Origin of the sequence: Bacillus sp. B4EP4a (genome assembly GCF_006680105.1) — a bacterium.
In the GTDB taxonomy this organism is placed as follows: domain Bacteria; phylum Bacillota; class Bacilli; order Bacillales; family DSM-1321; genus Peribacillus; species Peribacillus simplex_E.
The window spans coordinates 150,122-171,594 of the sequence record NZ_VHIK01000012.1 but is presented as its reverse complement, the minus strand read 5'-3'; the positions used below and the strand labels follow the sequence as shown (position 1 = coordinate 171,594).

The window sequence follows — 21,473 nt, the reverse complement described above, 5'->3', positions numbered from 1 at the left end:
GCCGGAAGCATGACAGCTTCCGGGAGGCGTGGGATTACGCCAATAATTCAAATACTCCAGCAGCACCCATTCCGCCGCCGATGCACATTGTCACGACTCCGAACTGTTGGTTTCTGCGCTTCATTTCATGAAGCAGGCTTAATGTCAATTTTGCTCCCGAACATCCCAGTGGATGGCCTAAGGCGATGGCTCCGCCATTTACATTGACAATCTCTTCATTCAATCCGAGCTCACGGATAATTTGAATGGATTGGGAAGCAAAGGCTTCATTCAATTCAAATAAACCAATATCCGATAACTCAAGACCCGCTAGCTTCAAAGCTTTAGGAATGGCTGCAATTGGTCCGATGCCCATAATTTCAGGCGGTACTCCTGCTACAGCAAAGGAACGGAACTTACCCATCGGTTTCATCCCAAATGAAGAGGCCTTTTCCCTATCCATGACCATGACCGCGGCTGCACCATCACTCGTTTGTGATGAATTCCCAGCTGTTACGGATCCTGTAACAGAGAATGCAGGTCTTAGTTTTTTTAGCACTTCAGCGGTCGTGCCTGGACGAACACCCTCATCCTGTGTAAAAGCAAATGATTTTTCCTTTAATTTAAGATCTGGTCCCACTGAACGGAGGGTCACTTCAACCGGTACGATCTCATCGGAAAACTTTCCTTCTGCAATGGCCTTAGCCGCCTTTTGATGACTTCTAACAGAAAATGCATCTTGATCTTCACGGGAAATGCCGTATTTTTTTGCAACGGCTTCAGCAGTGTGACCCATGCCCATATAATATTCCGGTGCCGTTTCCGCAAGTCTCGCGTTCGGACGTGTTACATGGCCCATCATTGGCAAAAGGCTCATGGATTCCGCTCCGCCTGCAATGACTGTATCACTTTGGCCGAGCATGATTCTTTCCGCTCCATAAGCGATACTTTGCAGCCCGCTTGAACAGTAACGATTAATCGTTATGGCCGGTACTGTATAAGGCAATCCTGCCAATGCTCCAATGTTACGCGCCATGTTCAATCCTTGCTCCGCTTCAGGCATTGCACAACCGATAATCAGGTCATCTATGGTGCCTTCATATTTACCTGCCCGCTTTAACGTTTCCTTTACAACAAGAGCCCCTAAATCATCAGGACGTACACTAGCAAGAGAACCTTTTTTCGCTCTTCCTACCGGAGTCCTTGCTCCAGCTACTATTACCGCTTCTTTCATGAGGATCCCCCTTACTCATTTTTAAGCTATCGATCTATTAATCTTCGTTTTTTGCCATATCTTCATCTATTCATTAATTACGGAGCGGTTTACCTTTAACAAGCATGTGCTGCATCCTTGCCTGGGATTTCGGAGTCGAAATCAGTTTTAGGAATGCCTGTTTTTCTAGGTTCAAGATATACTGTTCATCTACTTCCGTGCCAAATGGGAGTTTTCCTCCTGCCAGGACGTATGCAAGCTCTTTGGCTATGACAAGGTCATGATCTGATAAGAATCCTGAAAGGCGCATGGATTCCGCCCCTAATAGAAGTGTGGCATAGCCAGTTTCACCTACGACAGGGATCTTTGTGCGGGCTGGAGCGGTATAACCTTGTTCATGCATGGAAAGTACCGCCTGTTTCGCATCATATAGCTGATGATCCGCATTCACGCTTATTCCATCAGCTGAATTAAGGAAATTATTCTCTCTCGCTTCCTCGGCTGAGGTCGAAACTTTTGCCATGGCGACCATTTCAAATACTTGGTTAACCACTTTCTGTAAGTCGAAGTCAACGCCCTTCGGCATATTCTTCAACGTCTTCACATAAAGTTCTTTAGTCCCGCCGCCGCCTGGGATTAAACCTACGCCAGCTTCCACTAATCCCATATACGTTTCAGTCGTTGCCTGGATGCGGGCTGCCGGAAGTGACACTTCAGCACCCCCGCCAAGTGTCATATTAAACGGGGCAACCACTACGGGAACTGCACTGTACTTAATTTTAAGCATCGCCTTTTGGAATTGGCTGATGACCATATCGAGTTCAAAAATATTGTCATCCTGCGCTTCCATCAACATCATTGCAATATTAGCGCCTACACAGAAATTCTTTCCTTGGTTTCCGATGACCAGGCCTTTAAAATTCGCTTCCGCTTCGTCGACCGCCGCATTGATCATTTGTATGATATCCAGACCGATTGCATTATTCGGTGAAGTGAATTCAAGGAGAGCCACTCCATCGCCGATATCCATCAAGCTTGCACCACTGTTTTTCTTGATTACGCCTTTTTGCTTCTTGATCGCTTTAAGATTGATCACTTTAGGATTTTCGACAAGTTCTTTATATTCACCATCATCATAATAGTGAACAATGCCATTTTCTTCTTTATAGAAAGAAGTGATTCCTTTAGCGAGCATATCCTTCACCCATTGCGGAACGGTGATGCCTTCCGCTTCCATTCGGGCTACCGATTTTTCTATCCCTATCGCATCCCAGGTTTCAAAGGGACCTGTGGACCATCCGAAGCCCCATTTCATCGCTTGATCGATCGCCACGATGTCATCCGCGATGTCCCCAAGCAGCTGGGCAGAATACACAAGCGCCGGATTCAGAACATTCCAAAGTAATTGGCCGGCACGGTCTTCGCTATAAACAAGCGCTTTCATTTTATTTTCCAAGCCCTTGGCCTGTTTAGCCATTTCGATGGAAGGCGTTTTTAATCTTTTTCGTGCATCATATTCAAGGGTTTCGGGATTCAGTTCAAGGATTTCCTTGCCTTTTTTCAAGAAAAAACCTTGGCCTGACTTGCTTCCAAGCCACCCATTCTTAAGCATTTCATTCATGAAATCAGGTATTTTGAAAACTTCTTTTTCTTCTCCATCCACCTGGTCATATACGTTTCTGGCAACATGTGCAAAGGTATCCAATCCAACTACATCAAGTGTCCGGAAAGTAGCGCTAGTTGCCCTTCCAATCAACGGACCTGTAACCGAATCGACCTCACCAACACTGTATCCGCCTTTTTGCATTTCCCGCAAAGTGACCAATAAACCATAAGTTCCAATGCGGTTTGCGATGAAGTTAGGGGTATCCTTTGCTTCGACGACACCTTTTCCCAGTACATCTTCGCCGAATCGTTTCATGAATTCGAGCACTTCTGGTGAAGTTGCTTTAGTAGGGATGATTTCCAACAATTTAAGATAACGCGGCGGATTGAAGAAGTGGGTTCCCAGGAAGTGCTTTTGAAAGTCCTCCGAACGGCCTTCTGCCATCGCTTCGATTGAGATTCCGGATGTATTCGATGAAACGATGCTTCCCGGTTTACGATGCTGATCAACCTGGGCAAACACACTTTGCTTAACCTCAAGCTTCTCAACGACCACTTCGATGATCCAATCGACATCCTTTAAACGACTTATATCATCTTCCAGGTTTCCCGCCTCGATCAACGCAATGTTTCCCTTAGCCGAAAGCGGAGCTGGTTTCTGTTTTAAAAGTTTCGTAATCGCAGTTTGGCTGATGCGGTTACGCACTTGTTTATTATCTAATGTAAGTCCCTTTTTCTTTTCATCCTCAGTGAGTTCACGAGGTACAATATCCAATAATAAAGTCGGAATGCCGATGTTAGCAAGGTGTGCAGCAATCCCTGATCCCATAACTCCTGACCCTAGAACAGCAGCCTTTCGTATTTGTCGAACCAAGTTTATATCCCCCTTACGCAATTTATTGAATGAATGCTCATTCATTTTTAATTTAAAAAAATTTTGAATATTTTTTCTTATTACTAATATAGAATATATTTGGAAATTCCGCAATGATTAAACAGGAAAAAAAATATTTTTTTCTCCGGGTTCTTTAGGTTATTTCTCCTCCGTTCAGTAAAAAATAACTGGGCAGGAGGTGACCTATATAATGAAGCGTAAAGATAATCCTTCTAAAGCAGCCGTAAGCGCAGCAAGCGTTAAAGGCAATGCCGGACCTGGCGCCGAACGTCAACATGGAATCAATAAAGTGAACAGCCAGAACAATCAGTTCAAAAGATAATCCTTCTTAATTTGAGCAGCCGTCCCTTCTCCGGGGCGGCTCTCGCTTCCTATTTCTTGAATAGGCCTTTTAAAACGAAAGCAATATTGGCAGGTCTCTCCGCAAGGCGGCGCATGAAATATCCATACCAATCCGTACCATATGGAACATACACCCTTACCTTATATCCTTCTTTAGCAAGTTCAAGCTGCTTTTCAGTGCGGATGCCATATAACATTTGAAATTCAAAACGATCCAGGGGAATTCCCTGATCTTTGACCAAGTCCCTCGTATAATCAATGATTTTATCATCATGTGTGGCAACGGCTGTGTAATGGCCATTTTGCATATGCTTCTTGATGATTTTCTTGAAATTCTCATCCACATCTTTTTTCTCGGGAAAGGCCACTTCCCTCGGTTCTTTATAAGCTCCTTTAACAAGTCTTAGATTCGGCTGGTATGCATCCAGTTCCTCAATATCCTTCTCAGTCCGATACAGATAAGCTTGGATGACAGTCCCCAATTCATTATATTCAGACTTAAGGTTTTTGAATACATCCAAAGTCGGCTGACAGCGAGGAAAATCTTCCATATCAAGCGTCACGAAAACACGATGGGCCTTTGCTTCATCTAAGATCCTCCGCATGTTATTCATTACGGCTCGTTCGGACACATCCAGACCCATTGAGGTCAGCTTCAGGGATAACTGTGAATCCAGTTCATTTGTGCCGATCATGCGGATCGCTTCGATGCACTCATCTGCCATCTTCCTTGCTTCTTGTTCATCTTCAATGAATTCACCTAAATAATCAATGGTGACAGCAAGCCCTTTCCGGTTAAGATCTACAATCACTTCACATGCCATATCCAAGGATTCCCCTGCCACGAAACGAGATGCCCCAAACCGCAGCCCGTATTTTTTCGCTGCCTTTGTCATGCCTTTATTCTTTGATAAAAAAAGGAATAGATTTTTCAAAACTCTTTCCATCTGCATTCCCCTCCAAATCATTTTGGAAAATAGATGCACAAGATTATTTTACCATTTAATTCATTTTTCAGATATTTAGAATCAAGAATAAAAAAAATTCATGAAGGGAAAATTAAGCTCGTTTAAAGAACACTTAAGGAGGTAGAATGATGGAACAGCAAAATTCGTTTAACAGCCTACAGCAGTCCACCGGCTTTATGAAACAGCCGCCGGAAATGGTTTCGGTGAAAGATAGCTTATACTTAACGGATATGCTTGCATGGAATCTTAATGCGGTTAAAAAAGCAAATTTTTTTGCCACTCAATGCAAGGACCCGCAAATCATTGATGCGTTAAATCGGTGCGGACTCATGCATCAACGCCATTACGATACCATTTTGAAACATTTGAACCCGGATCAAAACCAGGTTCAACAACAATACCAGTAAAGGAGGGTTCTTGATGCCCAATGAAAACAAAGTCCAAAACCCTGAATCTCCCGTGGCAAAGACACCGCAAATGAATGACAGGGATTTTATAAATGATATGCTCACAACTGAAAAGTACTTTTGTAACTCCCTTTCCGTTGCCCTGCATGAAATGAGTAACCAAGCATTATTCCAAGACATTTTCTCCGTTTCCAAAGAAAATCAGGAAATGCAGCGAGAGCTCTATAACCTTATGTTCGAAAAAGGCTGGTATAGTTTAGAAAAGGCGCAAGCAACCAGCTTAGGCCAATCGTATCAACAATTTTCCGGTTATAAAAATCAATTTCCATCTGGAACGAACATTCAATAAGCAAACATTCAGGGGGTGGATTCTGCTCCTTTTGTTTTTGTGCTACAAGTAAAGCCGGCCCATGGGGGGGCCGGCTTTATTTTTAGATATCCGTTGAAAACATATACTTCTTATAGTGATACCGAATGCTGAATATTAAGCCCATGGCCATCATGTTCCCCATTAGCGAGCTTCCTCCATAACTGACAAATGGAAGCGGAATCCCCGTAATCGGCAAAAGGCCTACAGTCATGCCGATATTTTGAAAAACGTGGAACGTCAACATGCTTATAACGCCAACACAGATATATGTATAGAAGTTATTTTTCGTGTCCATTCCCGTTTTTGTTATATGGTAAATCAATAGGAAAAACAAGGAAATAATGATACTTGACCCGATGAAGCCGAATTCTTCACCGATGATGCTGAAAATGAAATCCGAATGACTCTCAGGCAAATACACTTCCCTCGAACCGATTCCCTTGCCCGTTGTCTGACCGGAGCCGATGGCCAGTAAGGATCTGGTTAAGTGATATCCTTCGGAGCTGGCATAATTATATGGATCCAGCCAGGAATAGATACGGCCGAATTGATAGGATTTTACCCCTAGGTATTTTTCCAGGATTTCCGGCTTCCAAAGTACAAAGTACAGGACAGTGGAAGCGACGACAATTCCTCCCGAAACGATCGGCAGCAGGATCTTCCATGTTACCCCTGATATGAAAATCATTCCGAGCATGATTGACATGATAACAAGCGAGGTACCCAAATCCGGCTGTTGCATGATTAACAATAAGGGCGCACCGGTCACAAGACCGATTTTAATAAGCAGCCAGATATCCGTTTGAATCGTTTTCAGCGTGTTTTTGAGATGATGGTTCGATATGACATTGGCTAGAGCCAAAATCAGGAAAACCTTCATGAATTCCGATGGCTGAATCGAACCGATTCCCGGAATGACGAACCAGCTTCTTGCACCATTAATATTAGGTACGATGCTACTTGGCATAATGATCAGCAAAAATAGCAAAAATAATCCGAATCCATAGGCATACCAAGAGATTTTTTTCAGTTGGTCCGAATCCAGTGTGATGAACCCTAATACGATTCCAATCCCCACTATATACCAAAAAATTTGTTTAATTAAGAAGTTTTCAGCGTACTGTCCAGTCGTTTGGGCACTATAGATTGCTAGGCAACTTCCAACGCATAATAACAGCAATATTGTGACCAAAGAAAAATCTATTCGAGATGAAAATTTATTTTGTTCTTCCATACTTAACTCTCCCTTAAAAAGGCTCCTGCGATACATCTATAAATACACTTATTCATTATACTTTAAACAAATAAAATCACAACTATATCGAAGAATTGTTTACAGGCTTCATGGAGTTATTTCCAAGAAGCCTGTAGGCAGGGGGAACTATGCATGTGATTCCTTTGATTTTCTCCGTTTCAGCAATCTGCTGACCAATCCATGGCTTGGGGAAAAGAGAAAGGCCAATCCGAATAATATGGCGGCCGATCCCACCATGCAACCTGATATCGAGGCATCCAAAATGGTGGCTGAATAGTAGCCGATGACGGAACTTAGCACCCCGACCCCGATACTGACCAATATCATGCGGCTTAAACGGTCTGAGAGCAGATAGGCCGTCGCTGCAGGTATGATGAGCATTCCAACTACTAAAATGGAACCTACACTATCAAAAGAAGCTACAGTTGTCAGTGAAATGAGGCTCATCAATAAGTAATGAAAGAACAGTACAGGAATTCCCATTGCAGCCGCAAGTGATGGATCAAATGACACGAGTTTAAACTGTTTGAAGAAAAGGAAGATCAGTATGAGGTTCAGGATAAAGCAGCTGCCGACAATCCAAACAGCTTTTGGTCCAGCTTCGATTCCCGCGATTGTCATCGTGTTCCAGGGAGTATAGGCTATTTCTCCATAAAGGACATGTTCCAGGTCAAAATCTATTTGTTGCGTATACAAGCTCACGAGTACGATCCCCGTTGCAAAAAGTGAAGTGAATACAATCCCGATCGCTGCGTCAGATTGAACGCCCGACGATTGGAAAAGCTGGATCAAGAATACGGTGAGCAAACCGAGAGCAGCTGCCCCTATCAGCATCGGAACAGAGTCACGAGTCCCGGTTATTAAAAATGCCAATACGATTCCCGGCAAAACGGAATGACTGATGGCATCCCCAATCAACGTCATTTTCCTGACTATCAAAAAGCATCCTAATACACTGCAAGCACTCGCCACCAATGCTCCGACTAAAATAATCCAAAAATCATTCATGATGAGTGGCTCCCTTTCCTTCTATTCTGTTCTAGAGAATATTTCTTTTTCGTCGATACCCTTCTCCATATAGATGAAAGCAGTCCACGTTTAGGTGCAAAAAGCATGGAAAAGAAAAACCATACCGTCGCGGATAAGACAATTAACGGTCCTGTTGGCAAATCATTGACCGATGTACTGATCAACGTTCCAGACACACCGCTCAACATTCCGAATATACCAGACAGGATGACCATGATATGCAGCCGCTCAGTCCAATACCTCGCAGAAACCGCAGGCGTGATCAGTAAAGATGCCATCAATACGACGCCTACAGCCTGGATACCGATCACCACAGCTGCCACGATCAGCATCATGATGAAATAATCCAGAAAAACAACCGGCAATCCCATCCCCTTAGCAAACCCAGGGTCAAAGGACAGTAATTTGAACTCTTTAAAAAATACGGTACAAGTGAAAATGAGAATAAAGGAAACCGTCATCATCATATATACATCTGACATGACCATTGACGCCGTCTGCCCAAATAAAAAAGTATCCAATCCACTCTGGTTTCCATACTCACTCTGCTGAATCTGTGTAAGCATGACAATTCCGAAGCCAAAGAAGGAAGATAAGACGATTCCCAAGGCCGCATCCTGCTTGATCTTACTGTATCTCGTTAGCACACTGATCAAGAAGACAGCCACTAAGCCAGCCAGGGCAGCACCTATTAGAAAGTAGGAAGTGGATTTCACTCCAGTTAACATAAAGGCGACACAGATACCGGGTAACGCTGCATGTGCGAGCGTGTCGCCAAGCAAAGACTGCTTTCTGAGGTAGGCAAAGCTGCCGATGACCCCGCTGCTTAATCCGAGGAACATCGTGCCAAGCAATATCCACCTTGTATTTGGATCAGTAATAATATCCAGTATGTTCATCATGTACACCTCATTTTAATAAAAGGCCGGACTTCGTGTCTGATAGTATCGCTAGGCGGCCTCCATATGTTGCCTGTAAGTGTTCGGGAATGAATACTTCCTCCGTCGGACCTATTTTCATCACCTTTTTATTCAATAACATCGTCCAGTCGAAATATTCCTTCACAGTGGATAGATCATGGTGCACAACCAGAACGGTTTTGCCTTTTTCCTTCAATTCCATCAGCAATTGTATGATTGCTTTCTCTGTTGCGGCATCCACCCCTACGAACGGTTCATCCATAAAATAAATATCCGCTTCCTGTGCCAATGCACGGGCCAGGAATATCCGTTGCTGCTGTCCACCTGATAGCTGGCTGATCTGACGGTTAGCGTATTCAGCCATCCCCACCTTTTCCAGGCACTCCATCCCCTTCTGCCTTTCGGACTTACCTGGTCGCTTCAGCCATCCGAGATGACCATATCTGCCCATCATCACGACATCGAGTGCGTTGGTCGGAAAATCCCAATCCACTGACTCCCGTTGTGGTACATAGCCGATACTCTTCCTCATCGATTTATAAGTAGAACCCTTTATTGTGATTTGCCCCGATATTTTGGGGATCAATTCGAGTATCCCCTTTATCAATGTGGACTTCCCTGCTCCATTGGGACCAATGATACCGATTAAATTCCCTTCCGGCACCTCAAATGAGACATCTTCGACAACCGGCTTCTTATGATAAGCAATCGTTAAATTCTCGACCTTCAAAGCTGCTAGATTCATAGTTTCTCCCCCTTATTTCAAAGCACGGACGATTGTGTCGGTATTATGACGGACCATTCCGATATACGTTCCTTCTTCCGTCCCTTTTTCACCCATGGCATCCGAGAACAATTCACCGCCGATTTCCACCTTGTGCCCCTGCTTACCTGCTCCTTGAATGACAGCCTCGATGGCCTTCCTTGGTACACTTGACTCAATGAAAATCGCTTTAATTTTGTTCTCCACAAGATAATTCCGCATGTCCGTCACATCTTTTGATCCATATTCCGATAATGTATTGATCCCTTGGAGACCTCTTACGTCAAGTCCGTAAGACTGACCGTAGTACCCAAAAGCATCATGTGCCGTAACGAGCACCCGTTGATCTTTTGGTATTTTATTAATTTCGTCTTGAACATATTTATCAAGTTCCTCCAATTGCAGGACGTACTCTTCATAATTTTCACGAAACTCTGCTTCATGGTCCGGATCATTGGCAATCAATTCTTTCTTAACTGCCTCCGCCGCAACGATCCAAAGCTTTACATCGAACCATACGTGGGGATCATGTTCCGTTGCACTCACTTTGCGAAGTTGGTTCTCCTTGAAGTCCTCCGTTACGGCAATCGTCGGTTTATCCTTGCTCATCATTTCAAATATATCCGTCATTTTCCCTTCAAGGTGCACACCGTTATAAAAAATCATATCAGCCGAATCCAGTGTCTTAACATCACCCTGCGTCGCTTTATATAGATGGGGGTCGACTCCCGGACCCATTAAACTGGTGACCTCGACATGTTTACCGCCGATATTCTCAACCAAATCTCCAATCATTCCCGTTGTTGCAACGACATTCAACTTACCATTGCCTTTATCACTTTCGACCGTATCATTGCCGCACCCCGTTAAAATCAGCAATGCAGCAAGCACGCTCCCAATAGATTTCAGAAAACCCATCCATATTCCCTCCCTTTTTCATCTTTCTAAAATAGTTTGCCATGTGCAAAATTAAGTGTAAATTTTTTTACATTGTCGCAAAGGCTAAAAAGTTTCCCGAGCACAACTTATTTTATACTATACACAAATATACAAAAAAAGTGAAACTATTTTTTCAAACATTTCAAAAAAGGACAATGACTTTTACACACAGCAAAAAACTGTCAGGAAGCTCCACTAGGGAGCTTCCTGACAGTCAGTCATTCCGTACATGAAACTAACGCTGAAGTTATATTATATTGTGGGGTCTTAATGGTGAATATAAACTATGGGGGCTATTTCGGGACGGTGTGAAATTCACGAGTAAATGCGCGGATTTTACGAGTAAAGTGCCAAAATTCACGAGTAAATGTGTGAATTTCACGAGTAAAGTGCCAAAATTCACGAGTAAACGCGGATTTCACGCATTCCATGTGCATTGCCACTCATTTTTTCAAGGAAATTGCCAAGTAAGCAAATCCCAATTCGATTCCGCAAAGCACAAAAAGGGTGATTAAAGTTTGGAACATCATGATCTCCTCCTCCTCTAAGACTTAAAACAATCTTAAAGGATGAAACCCATACCAGAACAAGACCTTATTTGAAGAAATCTTCAGCAGCCCCGCACTGTTCTCTTGCCCTGAAATGGGTTTCATACTGTACAATATAAAAAAAGAAAAAACGGTGATACCATGACAAATATTAAAGAAATAGCTCAATGTGCCGGTGTATCTGTCTCAACAGTGTCCCGTGTATTGAATGATCATCCATATGTAAGCCCCGATAAAAGAAAGAGCGTCTTAGAAGCCATCGATCGTTTGAATTATACGAGAAACATAAATGCCATTCATCTTTCAAAAGGTAAAACAAATCTTATCGGCATCATCATCCCCTTCAACAATCACCCATATTACGGGGCAATCGTTAACGGAATCACTAAACAGGCAAATGCAATTGGCTGTCATATCGTCATCTTTCAAACAAACTATGACAGAGAGAAAGAAATCGAGGCTTTTAATATGCTGCAAATGAAGCAGCTCGATGGCATTATCGTTTGTTCAAGGATTTCGGAAATGAAAATCCTTTTGGATTATCAAAAATACGGACCGATTATTTTATGTGAAGATACAGCCCAGGCTGAATTCTCATCCATCAGCATTGATCATTATGCAGCTTTCTCCTGTGCCCTTGAGTACGTGATTGCTAAAGGATATAAGAAAATCGGATACAGCCTCGGCCGTAAAAAGAGCAGAAATAGTTCCCATCGTACAAAGGCCTTTAACGATATCATGAGTAAACATCAACTGATAAACAATAAAGAATGGCTGTTTGAAGGCAGTTATCACATCAAAGACGGTGAACAATTGTTTCAGGAATGGAATTCGATGATAGATAAACCTGAAGCCATCATCATCACGAATGATGACACGGCGGCAGGCTTCATTCTTACCGCTAAGAAATCGGGTATAAGGGTCCCGGAAGATGTGGCCATTCTCGGTTTCAATAATGATAGCCTGAGTGAAATGCTCGACATCACGACCATTTCCTTACCGCTGGAATGGATTGGGAAAATGGCAGTGGACCTATTTGAGAATCCTGAAGTGGTCAAACATGTAAAACTGGACTACGCCCTTATAAAAAGGAGGACCGTTTAGTTATCACATTGCTTTATTTTGGTATATCGTAATTAAAATCTTCCTTGCCCATCATTCATTAACTAGAAAAAAATAACCACATAAAATAATCATTGCGATATTCATGAGATTATTTTATAATTTTGATATAGTAAAGTTTACTCAATTACTAGCAATCTATTGCGATTGCATGAATTTCATGAGCACTATCGTCCGACGTCACTTACAAGCTGACGCAACGATTTTAGAAAATTGAATACTTCCTCATTTACCGATGAGTTAGAGGCTGCAGCTTATAAAAGTAAAACGGACGAGATTCTGGAAAATTCAAGACTCCGTTTGAAAGGATAAGTTGCCGAAGTTAGGGTATATTCCATGTATATTCTCGCTGGCGGTGTTACCGAACAGGAACACCACTGTCACGTTTTTTCAAAAAAGCGTGGGGAGCTATCTTCGGAAGGATAAACGGGTTTATTATAAACAGCCGTCGATCTTTTTCGACTGCTGTTTTTTTATTTTTCGTTCCCTTCCAATAAAAAGGAGTGTAACATCAATTGTCAAATTCACAATCACCATCAAGCCCTACTGAACTGAAAAGGAGCCTGAAAGCGCGTCATTTAATGATGATTTCATTAGGTGGAACGATTGGAACAGGTTTATTTTTAGCAAGTGGCGGGGCCATTCATTCAGCCGGTCCCGGCGGTGCTTTGGTGGCATACGCGGTCATCGGCATCATGGTTTATTACTTAATGACAAGTCTTGCAGAAATGGCAGCGTTCATGCCAGTGGCCGGTTCGTTCCGTGTCTATGCATCCAAATTCGTCGATCCGTCTTTCGGTTTTGCGATTGGTTGGAACTACTGGTATAACTGGGCAATCACCATTGCCGCTGAATTGGCTGCCGTTGTCTTAATTATGAAGTTCTGGTTCCCGGATAGCCCTTCATTTATCTGGAGTGCCATTGCGTTAATCACTATGTTTCTTATCAATTACATGTCAGTTAAAGGTTTCGGGGAAACAGAGTTCTGGTTTGCCATGATCAAAGTCGTGACAGTCATCATTTTCTTGATCACGGGTGTTCTGATCATTCTCGGAATCATGGGTGGGAAAGACCCAATTGGTTTTTCCAATTTCACAATGGGCGAAGGTCCCTTTAACGGAGGGTTCTTCACGATCCTGGGCGTATTCATGGCTGCCGGCTTTTCATTCCAAGGAACGGAATTGCTTGGAGTGACTGCTGGTGAAAGTGAGGATCCAGAAAAAAATATCCCAAAAGCGATCAGATCCGTTTTCTGGCGCATCATCTTATTCTATATCCTTGCCATTTTTGTAATTGGAATGATCATTCCGTTTACCGATTCACGTTTATTGAGTGAAGATGTTGCCGTAAGTCCATTCACGCTTGTATTTGAACGGGCCGGCCTTGCATTTGCTGCATCCATCATGAACGCGATCATTCTATCATCCGTACTCTCTGCCGGTAACTCTGGCATGTACGCTTCAACCCGTATGCTATGGGACTTGGCACGTGATGGGAAAGCACCGAAATTCCTAGGCAAGTTAGATAAAAGAGGAGTACCCGTGAATGCACTTATCGTGACTTCTTTAGTAGGCTGCGTTGCATTCTTAGCTTCATTTTTTGGTGATGGCGTCGTTTATATCTGGTTATTAAACGCTTCAGGCATGGCGGGATTCGTCACCTGGGTCGGGATTGCGATTGCCCATTATCGGTTCCGCAAAGCTTACGTAGCTCAAGGCCTTGATATGAATGATTTACCATTCCGGGCAAAAGGCTTCCCATTCGGGCCTATATTCGCACTTGTCCTTTGTATTATCATTATCATCGGACAAGGCTATCAAGCTTTCAGCAGCGATGGGATCGACTGGAATTCAATGTTTGTTTCCTACATTGGCTTAATTTTATTTTTCGTCCTATGGTTCGGCTATAAAATCAAGCATAAAACGAAAATCATTCCCCTAGAGGAATGTGACCTTAAATCAAAATAATACACAAAGGACCTGTTCTAAGGAGAACAGGTCCTTTTTTCATTTCAAATGATAAACACGGCATTCATATGGACGCAGAGGTTTGCTGGAGATTCCTTCTTCCTCCTGATCATAATTGCCGATCAGCTTTGTGGCAGAATATGCTTGCAGCTCTTCAGGCAAAGTATAGGAGGCCTGCTCTTCTCTAAAGTTGCATAGAACCAAAAGCCTTTCTTCTTCAAACGATCTCGTGTAGGCAAATATTCGTTCATCATCCGGCCATAGCAGTTCAAAACGGCCATAAACGACTACTTCATGTTTCTTGCGTAATTGGATAAGCTTTTTATAAAAATGAAAAATGGAATTCGGATCATTATAGGCTTTTTCTGCATTAATCTCGGGGAAATTGGGATTAACCTTAATCCAGGGCGTCCCTTTCGTGAATCCTGCGTTCCGGGAGTCATTCCACTGAATCGGTGTCCTCGCATTATCCCTGCTGCGGGCGTGGATGGCTGACATCATCCGCTCTTTTGACCAGCCATGTGAATTGACGAGTTCGTCATATGAATTCAATGTTTCGATATCCCGGTAATCATCGATGCTTTCAAATGCAACATTGGTCATGCCCAGCTCTTCTCCTTGATATATATAGGGTGTCCCTTGAAGCATATGAAGGCAAGCTGCAAGCATCTTTGCGCTTTCAATACGATACTTTCCATCATTACCAAACCTTGAGACAATCCGGGGCTGATCATGGTTGTTCCAGTATAAACTGTTCCAGCCATCCCCCTCCAAACCAGTCTGCCACTTGGAAAGAATTCGCTTTAAATCGGTAAGCTTCCACTTATCATTACTCCATTTCCCTGCTGGTCCGCTCCCCAAATCCATATGTTCGAATTGAAAGACCATATGTAGCTCACCACGATCTTTACCTGTGAACAATTGCGCCTCCTCCGGTGTGACGCCTGGCATCTCCCCAACCGTAATCACGTCATGTCCAGAAAATGTCCGTTGATTGATTTCCTGCAAAAACTCATGTATGCGCGGGCCATTCAGGAAAAAGGGGCTTCCATCGCCATGCTGTTTCTCATGATGAACGGCTCCATCTGAATAGCTTTGATCTTTCGAAAGGAAGTTGATGACATCCATCCGGAAGCCATCGACACCCTTATCCAGCCACCAAGTCATGATGCTGTAGATCTCTTCACGGAGCTTAGGGTTCTCCCAGTTTAAATCCGGTTGTTTCCTGCTGAATAAATGTAAATAATATTCATCGGTTCCCTCATCATATTCCCATGCTGAACCTTTAAAAATGGACTCCCAATTATTCGGTTCTTTTCCATTCCTGCCAGGTTTCCAAATATAATAATCACGTTTCGGATTATCTTTTGAAGATCGTGATTCCTTGAACCACGGATGTTCATCTGAAGAATGGTTGACCACCAGGTCCATCATGACCTTCATTCCACGTTCATGAACCGCCTTCAACAACCTATCGAAATCGGCCATGGTCCCGAATTCAGTCATGATTGATTTATAATCACTGATATCGTACCCATTGTCATCATTGGGAGATTGATAAACAGGGGATAACCATATCACGTTCACACCCAGCTCTTGTAAATAATCGAGTTTCATCAAGATCCCGTTTATATCCCCTATCCCATCTCCATCACTATCCATAAAACTCCTTGGATACACTTGATACACAACTGCCTCTTTCCACCATGCTTTGTCCATGCCTTTCCCCCTCTTTAGCCGCATTGATATAATCATTACACCAATACCCCTATTATAAAGGGGGAAACTTCAGAATATTCTACTTTTATTCAGCTATTCCCGTTTGAATCATTTCAATATCAAGATCCACCTCGATTGGAATATAGGGATATGCCTTCTCCCAATGCCTCTGATCGAAATTTCTTGTTTTACTTTTAGCGTGATCACCGATTGCAATCGGATCGATATGGTTCTCCTGAAACATAGTCACCATCTCACTTAATTTTTTCCCAATGACACGCTCGGCCCTGGCCTCTATTTTATTCAGGTCGACCGCTTTACCCAAGTCATAGCCTTGGACCTCCAGCAGACTCGCTTTTAATTTCACTTCAATCCTGACCTTGGGATCTTGGTTTGCATCCGAAATATGATAATGGACACGTGACTCCACGTTATTAATATCTGTAAAGTCATTTTCCTTCCATTTAATTTCATAACTCCCCATCTTAAAGTTTTCAGTAAGGACTTTAAATAAAAATCCGTCCTCATAAGGAATATATTTACCAATATAACGATCCTTTTTAAACAAGGCGATCCCTTTTACCCGTATATGATCCCCTGCCGTTTCCAATAAGGGCAAGACCGGATCGATTCCTTTACCATGACACGCATATAAATACCTATGCAAATCTACATCAGGCAAATTAGTCCTAATATTCTGTTCGATCAGCTCTTTCACTTGAACCCCTGGAGTTTTGATCAACTTCGGCTCCATTTTAACTACATCCTCCGCTTTGCCATGAACGACCGCTAAATACAAATTCCTTCCCACCATCGGGTCACGCCTATATGTATCGACATAATCATTCAACCCCATACCTGCCAATTCTGAACCATAGAGAATGACTGTCAGTCTCCCGCCGGCAATCGGGAATGGTGTTTTTGCATTTTCCTTCTGGCGGGCTGCCTTTATATCATGGGAGATCGCTTCATATACTTCTTTACCTAGATCTGCTTCCTCCCCAGGCTTAGGAACGCTGACAACGACCGTACCTTTGATTTTTTTGTCTTCGGCATCATAACCTACGACTTCAGCAATTAAAATATCTTCTAATATTTGCTTTTCCACGCCGCAAGCCGTCATCAAGAAACCTGCCAATGTTATCAGGAGAAGTCGGATTTTCATGATTTATGCCCCCTGACTTTATAGACGATCGACTGCCATATGAATAAGAGAGGAAGATACAAATAAATGATATAAAAACCTATTTGCGAACTGATCGTGTTAAACTTATCGATTCTATAGCGATTATCCACAAAAATGCAGGATATTAAGATGATAAGCAGAATGAAAACTACCATCCTTTTCTGTCTAAATCCAAATACTCTTTTCGCTGTTCTGCTTGCTGCCCAAACTCCTATGCAAACATTCGGCAGCACCATGAACAGCCAAACGGAAATCCCTATGTATTCAAACCTTTCAATGAATGGAAGATCCACAATTTTCCACAACGTCAAAGTTGCCCAAATTACATCTTTTAGCTGATCTTGATGATAGTAGGCTAATGAAACAATTATGGATACTAAATATGTCGCCGTAGTAAACAACGCCCCTAAGTGGGCCCACTTTTGGGATTTTTCACGGTTTTTAATGAAAGGGTAATAAATGAGGAGTAATTCAAAACCAAGGTAATTCAGGGTCATTCTCTTACAGGCCTTCATGATTTCCAAAAAGGAATGATCAAGAAAAGGACCTAAATTTTCGAAGTGGGCGTACTTCAATGGGAAATAATTCAATAGGAATAATGGAGATCCGATAATAAGCCCGATTATGCAAAAACCGGTAATGACCCTGAAACCTCCCTCCACAAAACTATACACGAGAATAAGAATGATGGTTATTAGCATCAGGACATTGACACCAGGGAACATCCAAACCTGAATGACTTCTAAATAAGTCCTGATAAGAATGATGGAGATCATTATAAAGTAGAGGATGAATAAAATATTGAAAGCATTTCCGACCCATTTACCAAACAAATCTTTGTGGATGGCGACCAAGTCAAGTGTTTGGGGCCCCCTGCCTAAAAGCTTGAAACACATCCAAAGCAGAACATTTATGATCAACCCTGATATGAGGACCGCTATCCATGCGTCTTGGCCAGCCTCTTTCACTATGATCCGTTCAAACCCCAATATCCCTACTCCAATCTGCATGCCGGGCATGAGGAAAAAAACAAAAAATGGAGATATTTGTTTAGTTTCATTTGGTTTGACTTCCATACCTTCTCACCGCTTTCTATGCCTTATTCATCAATATCGCTAGGGGGGTTTGGAGTTTCCTCCTCCTTCCTTATCCTTAGCGGATTTTCCGTCCGCAGAAATTGCGGGCGTTTTTTCTGCTTTGAAAAAGGGAGGCGAATCAGACTATCTTTAAAGTCATGAATTCTTAACGGGTAAAGCGGGTCTAAATAGGGACTGCCAAGCGAAGTCAATTTCAATAAATGACTTAATATGAATGCACTGCATAAAGCTATTCCAAACAAACCGTATAACTGGGCTGCAATTAGAAAAGGGAAGCGGATAAGGCGGATGGTATTACTGATTTGGTAAATCGGCACCGTAAATGAAGCCAAGGCAGCCAAAGCGACAAGCATCAACAAGACATTACTGACAAATCCCGCTTGCACAGCGGCTGTACCGATGACTATACCGCCAACAATGCCGATGGTGGAGCCAACCTTAGCTGGCAGCCTGACCGCTGCTTCCCTCAGCAATTCGATTGTCCCTTCCAGCACAATCGCTTCCAATATCGGCGGAAAAGGAATCACACCCCTGGATGATATTAAGATGGGCAGCAAATCTGTTGGAATCACTTGATAATGATACGTTAAAACGGCAACATACAGAGGTGATGATAAAACGGAAAACAGCACTGCGAAAAGCCGAATCAAACGGAATGAGGTGCCAAGATTCCAAATTTGAAAATAATCTTCAAATGAGGAAAAGAACGAAATGATGGTATTGGGACCAACTAATGCATGAGGAGATCCATCCAGCATGATCCCTATTTTCCCTTCCGATAATACACTGGCCAGATGATCAGGCCGCTCCGTATCAATCAGTTGCGGAAACATCGAATTCCGATTATCCGTGATCATCTGGCTTACAAACGAAATATCGACGATCGTATCATATTCTATATCTTCAATTCTCTGCATGACTGTCTTAATGATCTGTTGATTTACTATCCCATCTATGTATAGTACCGCTAACCTTGTTTGCGAGATGCTCCCGACCCGAAATTCCTTGGACTGCAATTTTGGAGTGGGCAGCCTGTTACGGATCAGATTCAAATTCGAATCAAGCGATTCAACAAAGGCCTCCTTGGACCCAACGACCGTATACTCCGACTCAGGTGTGGAAATTTGCCTTTTCACACTATGAACACATGGAATCAATAAACACATTTCATCATCTTTCTTGTATTGAATCATGACCGATCCGGCCAATACCAACCTTTGAATATCTTTTATATCAGCAGTCAATTGCATATCTTCCATTGGAATATCGCTTTTTAATTGCTTAAGATCCTGCTTTGGATGATTCAATATGGCAGCAAGTACTTGTTCATGGAGCTGTTGTGCACTTACCAGTGAATTGAAGTAGGAGATGATATAGCCATCATCATCCGGGAATTGGAAGGTAAGAAAATCATTAGATGCTTTAAACTTTTTAAGGAGTTCCTGAAAATCCTTGGAAGTAACCTGAAAGGATGCTGCATCCATTTCCCTCCTGTCCTTAAAAAACCTCACCATTCCACCCCCATTGCCTTTCCAAAATTTTTTAGTTCACTCGATTATTGTAACCACCCTATTTAAAGTTAGTCATGATTCACCTAAATCCTTAAAATAGGAAAAGACCTATCCGGAATTCACCGGATAAGTCCTTTCGTCTTAATTCATTACCGTTACCAATTACCTTGGGCTTGGAAAAATCCGTGTTACAAGTTCACGGAACTCTTCAGCAAATCCTGCAACGGGTTTTCCATTCTGAATATCATTCGCATACCCTTTCATTCTTTGAACAAAGTCCGGGTTTGTCGACACATAAACTTGGTCTACCGATGGATCGGCTCCCCTTACTGTATCAGCAATCCTTTCTTTAAGGTCATTGGAGATATCCTTATCTCCGCCGTCTTTCAATACTGCCGCTACATAGGCATTATTTTCAGTAACGATGACACTTGCGTTACTTACTTCCTTCAAGGCTTCGACTCGATTTGAGATATCCTTGGAGACCCTCATATCATTTATTCCATTACCGTTATCATTATTGTTATTAATATCATTATTGTTATTAATATCATTAACATTTTGCCTTGTGTCGCTTACTTTCATCGGATTATCTAAATTATCTTGATGGGTACGATTCAGGCCAAGATTTTCACTGGCACCTTCTTTATCATTAGGAGAACAACCTGTAATCACTAATGCCATCATCGCACTTGATACTATCGCTTTATAATTCATTTTCTTCTCTCCTCTAAAATCGTTTAACATTACTATTTACGAGGAGTGAATAGATTATTCAGAAGAAGTGACCTTCAAGCCGATAATCCCCACTAAAATTAAACCGACGAATACCAAACGCATCGCATCCTTAGGCTCGTTAAATACGATGATGCCAACCAGAACAGCCCCCAGAGCCCCTATTCCAGTCCAAATTGCATACGCTGTTCCCATAGGCAGGGTTTTTATCGCCGATGATAAAAAATAAAAACTAATGACCATACCGGCAATCGTTATGATAGAAGGCAATAATTTCGTAAAACCCTCAGTATACTTTAAACTTGTCGCCCATACCACTTCAAATAATCCGGCAATCACCAATTGAATCCAAGCCATCTTTTTCCCTCCAATTACAGAAAAAGCCCGAAAGGTCATAAATCATAACCTCCCGGGCTTTTTTCCCTCCGTGTACGCAGATTCCTGCGCGTTTCTCTTGGACCATTCCGGTAAAATCCAACCGAGGAACCCTAGAAACTTATTATTTCCATACTATATCATGTACATTTTAAATCGGTCAAACACTTATTCATCGCTTCTGTTTCTAAGCTTCCACTTGTCACCTTTTATTGAAAACCAAATATTTTTAAAGGGTTCAGGTATTTCTTTAGCCGCATCAACCGTATATTGTACGGCCTCTTTTTTATATTGAACATCTTCAGTGATTTCTTGCTGTGTCATGGCGAGTTGGTCCGTCTCCGATTTAATCTGGTCCGTTTTGGCCTGGATGCGTGTAACGGTTTCAGTCACATTTTCAATTGTCGGTTTGGAATCCTTAAATGTTTTAAAAGCAAAAAACGCTAAATAGATAATCGATCCGATAAAAAGGGCAAGACTAATATATAAAATGATCACCTAGATTCCTCCTTTTATTTTACCTTTACT

At 42.4% G+C, this 21,473-nt stretch carries 20 protein-coding genes and 2 riboswitches; of the genes, 5 read left to right on the top strand and 15 right to left on the bottom strand.

Annotated elements, in window-relative coordinates; translation table 11 throughout:
* Nucleotides 1-34 precede the first annotated feature (34 nt).
* Nucleotides 35-1,213: an acetyl-CoA C-acetyltransferase gene (locus FNK51_RS06950; RefSeq protein ID WP_141992864.1), complete on the bottom strand. Its 1,179-nt coding sequence runs from the start codon at nt 1,211-1,213 to the stop codon at nt 35-37.
* 73 nt (nt 1,214-1,286) lie between these two features.
* Nucleotides 1,287-3,716 (bottom strand): 3-hydroxyacyl-CoA dehydrogenase/enoyl-CoA hydratase family protein, encoded by a 2,430-nt coding sequence (locus FNK51_RS06945; RefSeq protein ID WP_397269077.1) that lies wholly within the window; start codon nt 3,714-3,716, stop codon nt 1,287-1,289.
* 163 nt (nt 3,717-3,879) lie between these two features.
* Between FNK51_RS06945 and FNK51_RS06940 the strand changes: the two genes are divergently transcribed.
* Nucleotides 3,880-4,014, top strand: coding sequence for a YuzL family protein (locus FNK51_RS06940; protein WP_072273724.1), 135 nt, complete (start codon nt 3,880-3,882; stop codon nt 4,012-4,014).
* A 49-nt stretch (nt 4,015-4,063) separates the two neighbouring features.
* On the opposite strand, the gene FNK51_RS06935 is transcribed toward FNK51_RS06940, so the two are convergent.
* Nucleotides 4,064-4,981 carry a proline dehydrogenase family protein gene (locus tag FNK51_RS06935; protein WP_141992862.1) on the bottom strand — a complete coding sequence of 306 codons (918 nt, stop codon included), beginning with the start codon at nt 4,979-4,981 and terminating at the stop codon, nt 4,064-4,066.
* A 149-nt stretch (nt 4,982-5,130) separates the two neighbouring features.
* Between FNK51_RS06935 and FNK51_RS06930 the strand changes: the two genes are divergently transcribed.
* Nucleotides 5,131-5,409 carry a hypothetical protein gene (locus FNK51_RS06930; RefSeq protein ID WP_141992861.1) on the top strand — a complete coding sequence of 93 codons (279 nt, stop codon included), beginning with the start codon at nt 5,131-5,133 and terminating at the stop codon, nt 5,407-5,409.
* A 13-nt stretch (nt 5,410-5,422) separates the two neighbouring features.
* The gene (locus FNK51_RS06925) at nt 5,423-5,758 is read left to right on the top strand and encodes a spore coat protein (protein WP_095394034.1); all 336 of its coding nucleotides are present in this window, start codon (nt 5,423-5,425) and stop codon (nt 5,756-5,758) included.
* A gap of 82 nt (nt 5,759-5,840) precedes the next feature.
* Here FNK51_RS06925 and FNK51_RS06920 read toward each other — a convergent pair whose 3' ends face one another.
* From FNK51_RS06920 to FNK51_RS06900, 5 genes are all read right to left on the bottom strand, one after another.
* Nucleotides 5,841-7,013, bottom strand: a complete 1,173-nt coding sequence (locus FNK51_RS06920; protein ID WP_098371496.1) for an FtsW/RodA/SpoVE family cell cycle protein — start codon at nt 7,011-7,013, stop codon at nt 5,841-5,843.
* 147 nt (nt 7,014-7,160) lie between these two features.
* Nucleotides 7,161-8,042 (bottom strand): metal ABC transporter permease, encoded by an 882-nt coding sequence (locus FNK51_RS06915; RefSeq protein ID WP_141992860.1) that lies wholly within the window; start codon nt 8,040-8,042, stop codon nt 7,161-7,163.
* Entirely contained in the window at nt 8,039-8,965 is a 927-nt protein-coding gene (locus tag FNK51_RS06910; protein ID WP_098371498.1) for a metal ABC transporter permease, read from the bottom strand. Before FNK51_RS06910 ends, FNK51_RS06915 begins: the two co-directional genes overlap by 4 nt.
* A gap of 7 nt (nt 8,966-8,972) precedes the next feature.
* Nucleotides 8,973-9,728, bottom strand: coding sequence for a metal ABC transporter ATP-binding protein (locus FNK51_RS06905; protein ID WP_076368189.1), 756 nt, complete (start codon nt 9,726-9,728; stop codon nt 8,973-8,975).
* A 12-nt stretch (nt 9,729-9,740) separates the two neighbouring features.
* The gene (locus FNK51_RS06900; RefSeq protein ID WP_141992859.1) at nt 9,741-10,664 is read right to left on the bottom strand and encodes a metal ABC transporter solute-binding protein, Zn/Mn family; all 924 of its coding nucleotides are present in this window, start codon (nt 10,662-10,664) and stop codon (nt 9,741-9,743) included.
* Nucleotides 10,665-11,374: 710 nt separating this feature from the next.
* On the opposite strand from FNK51_RS06900, the gene FNK51_RS06895 reads away from it, so the two are divergent.
* Both FNK51_RS06895 and FNK51_RS06890 read left to right on the top strand, forming a co-directional pair.
* A complete protein-coding gene (locus FNK51_RS06895) occupies nt 11,375-12,337 on the top strand; it encodes a LacI family DNA-binding transcriptional regulator (protein WP_098371500.1) in 963 nt (320 codons plus the stop codon).
* Nucleotides 12,338-12,588: 251 nt separating this feature from the next.
* Nucleotides 12,589-12,774, top strand: a riboswitch (Lysine riboswitch).
* Nucleotides 12,775-12,870: 96 nt separating this feature from the next.
* Nucleotides 12,871-14,322: an amino acid permease gene (locus FNK51_RS06890; RefSeq protein WP_260397948.1), complete on the top strand. Its 1,452-nt coding sequence runs from the start codon at nt 12,871-12,873 to the stop codon at nt 14,320-14,322.
* Between the two features lie 39 nt (nt 14,323-14,361).
* Here FNK51_RS06890 and FNK51_RS06885 read toward each other — a convergent pair whose 3' ends face one another.
* From FNK51_RS06885 to FNK51_RS06855, 7 genes are all read right to left on the bottom strand, one after another.
* Nucleotides 14,362-16,041, bottom strand: a complete 1,680-nt coding sequence (locus FNK51_RS06885; protein WP_141992858.1) for a glycoside hydrolase family 13 protein — start codon at nt 16,039-16,041, stop codon at nt 14,362-14,364.
* Nucleotides 16,042-16,126: 85 nt separating this feature from the next.
* The gene (locus tag FNK51_RS06880; RefSeq protein WP_141992857.1) at nt 16,127-17,206 is read right to left on the bottom strand and encodes a Ger(x)C family spore germination protein; all 1,080 of its coding nucleotides are present in this window, start codon (nt 17,204-17,206) and stop codon (nt 16,127-16,129) included.
* Nucleotides 17,203-18,303 carry a GerAB/ArcD/ProY family transporter gene (locus tag FNK51_RS06875; protein ID WP_141992856.1) on the bottom strand — a complete coding sequence of 367 codons (1,101 nt, stop codon included), beginning with the start codon at nt 18,301-18,303 and terminating at the stop codon, nt 17,203-17,205. Before FNK51_RS06875 ends, FNK51_RS06880 begins: the two co-directional genes overlap by 4 nt.
* A 23-nt stretch (nt 18,304-18,326) precedes the next feature.
* A complete protein-coding gene (locus FNK51_RS06870) occupies nt 18,327-19,835 on the bottom strand; it encodes a spore germination protein (RefSeq protein WP_480339338.1) in 1,509 nt (502 codons plus the stop codon).
* 162 nt (nt 19,836-19,997) lie between these two features.
* Nucleotides 19,998-20,552 carry a YhcN/YlaJ family sporulation lipoprotein gene (locus FNK51_RS06865; protein WP_181762201.1) on the bottom strand — a complete coding sequence of 185 codons (555 nt, stop codon included), beginning with the start codon at nt 20,550-20,552 and terminating at the stop codon, nt 19,998-20,000.
* 54 nt (nt 20,553-20,606) lie between these two features.
* On the bottom strand, nt 20,607-20,927 hold the full coding sequence (gene sugE / locus FNK51_RS06860) for a quaternary ammonium compound efflux SMR transporter SugE (RefSeq protein WP_098371657.1): 321 nt from the start codon (nt 20,925-20,927) through the stop codon (nt 20,607-20,609).
* Nucleotides 20,928-20,974: 47 nt separating this feature from the next.
* Nucleotides 20,975-21,073, bottom strand: a riboswitch (guanidine-I (ykkC/yxkD leader).
* A 40-nt stretch (nt 21,074-21,113) separates the two neighbouring features.
* Nucleotides 21,114-21,443, bottom strand: a complete 330-nt coding sequence (locus FNK51_RS06855) for a DUF948 domain-containing protein (protein ID WP_141992853.1) — start codon at nt 21,441-21,443, stop codon at nt 21,114-21,116.
* Between the last annotated feature and the right edge of the window lie 30 nt (nt 21,444-21,473).

Bases quoted from the DNA above. Each gene is read 5' to 3' on its own strand.
- FNK51_RS06950 (WP_141992864.1), bottom strand. From the start codon at position 1,213: ATGAAAGAAGCGGTAATAGTAGCTGGAGCAAGGACTCCGGTAGGAAGA.
- FNK51_RS06945 (WP_397269077.1), bottom strand. From the start codon at position 3,716: ATGAATGAGCATTCATTCAATAAATTGCGTAAGGGGGATATAAACTTG.
- FNK51_RS06935 (WP_141992862.1), bottom strand. From the start codon at position 4,981: ATGGAAAGAGTTTTGAAAAATCTATTCCTTTTTTTATCAAAGAATAAA.
- FNK51_RS06930 (WP_141992861.1), top strand. From the start codon at position 5,131: ATGGAACAGCAAAATTCGTTTAACAGCCTACAGCAGTCCACCGGCTTT.
- FNK51_RS06925 (WP_095394034.1), top strand. From the start codon at position 5,423: ATGCCCAATGAAAACAAAGTCCAAAACCCTGAATCTCCCGTGGCAAAG.
- FNK51_RS06920 (WP_098371496.1), bottom strand. From the start codon at position 7,013: ATGGAAGAACAAAATAAATTTTCATCTCGAATAGATTTTTCTTTGGTC.
- FNK51_RS06915 (WP_141992860.1), bottom strand. From the start codon at position 8,042: ATGAATGATTTTTGGATTATTTTAGTCGGAGCATTGGTGGCGAGTGCT.
- FNK51_RS06910 (WP_098371498.1), bottom strand. From the start codon at position 8,965: ATGATGAACATACTGGATATTATTACTGATCCAAATACAAGGTGGATA.
- FNK51_RS06905 (WP_076368189.1), bottom strand. From the start codon at position 9,728: ATGAATCTAGCAGCTTTGAAGGTCGAGAATTTAACGATTGCTTATCAT.
- FNK51_RS06900 (WP_141992859.1), bottom strand. From the start codon at position 10,664: ATGGGTTTTCTGAAATCTATTGGGAGCGTGCTTGCTGCATTGCTGATT.
- FNK51_RS06895 (WP_098371500.1), top strand. From the start codon at position 11,375: ATGACAAATATTAAAGAAATAGCTCAATGTGCCGGTGTATCTGTCTCA.
- FNK51_RS06885 (WP_141992858.1), bottom strand. From the start codon at position 16,041: ATGGACAAAGCATGGTGGAAAGAGGCAGTTGTGTATCAAGTGTATCCA.
- FNK51_RS06880 (WP_141992857.1), bottom strand. From the start codon at position 17,206: ATGAAAATCCGACTTCTCCTGATAACATTGGCAGGTTTCTTGATGACG.
- FNK51_RS06875 (WP_141992856.1), bottom strand. From the start codon at position 18,303: ATGGAAGTCAAACCAAATGAAACTAAACAAATATCTCCATTTTTTGTT.
- FNK51_RS06865 (WP_181762201.1), bottom strand. From the start codon at position 20,552: ATGAATTATAAAGCGATAGTATCAAGTGCGATGATGGCATTAGTGATT.
- sugE (WP_098371657.1), bottom strand. From the start codon at position 20,927: ATGGCTTGGATTCAATTGGTGATTGCCGGATTATTTGAAGTGGTATGG.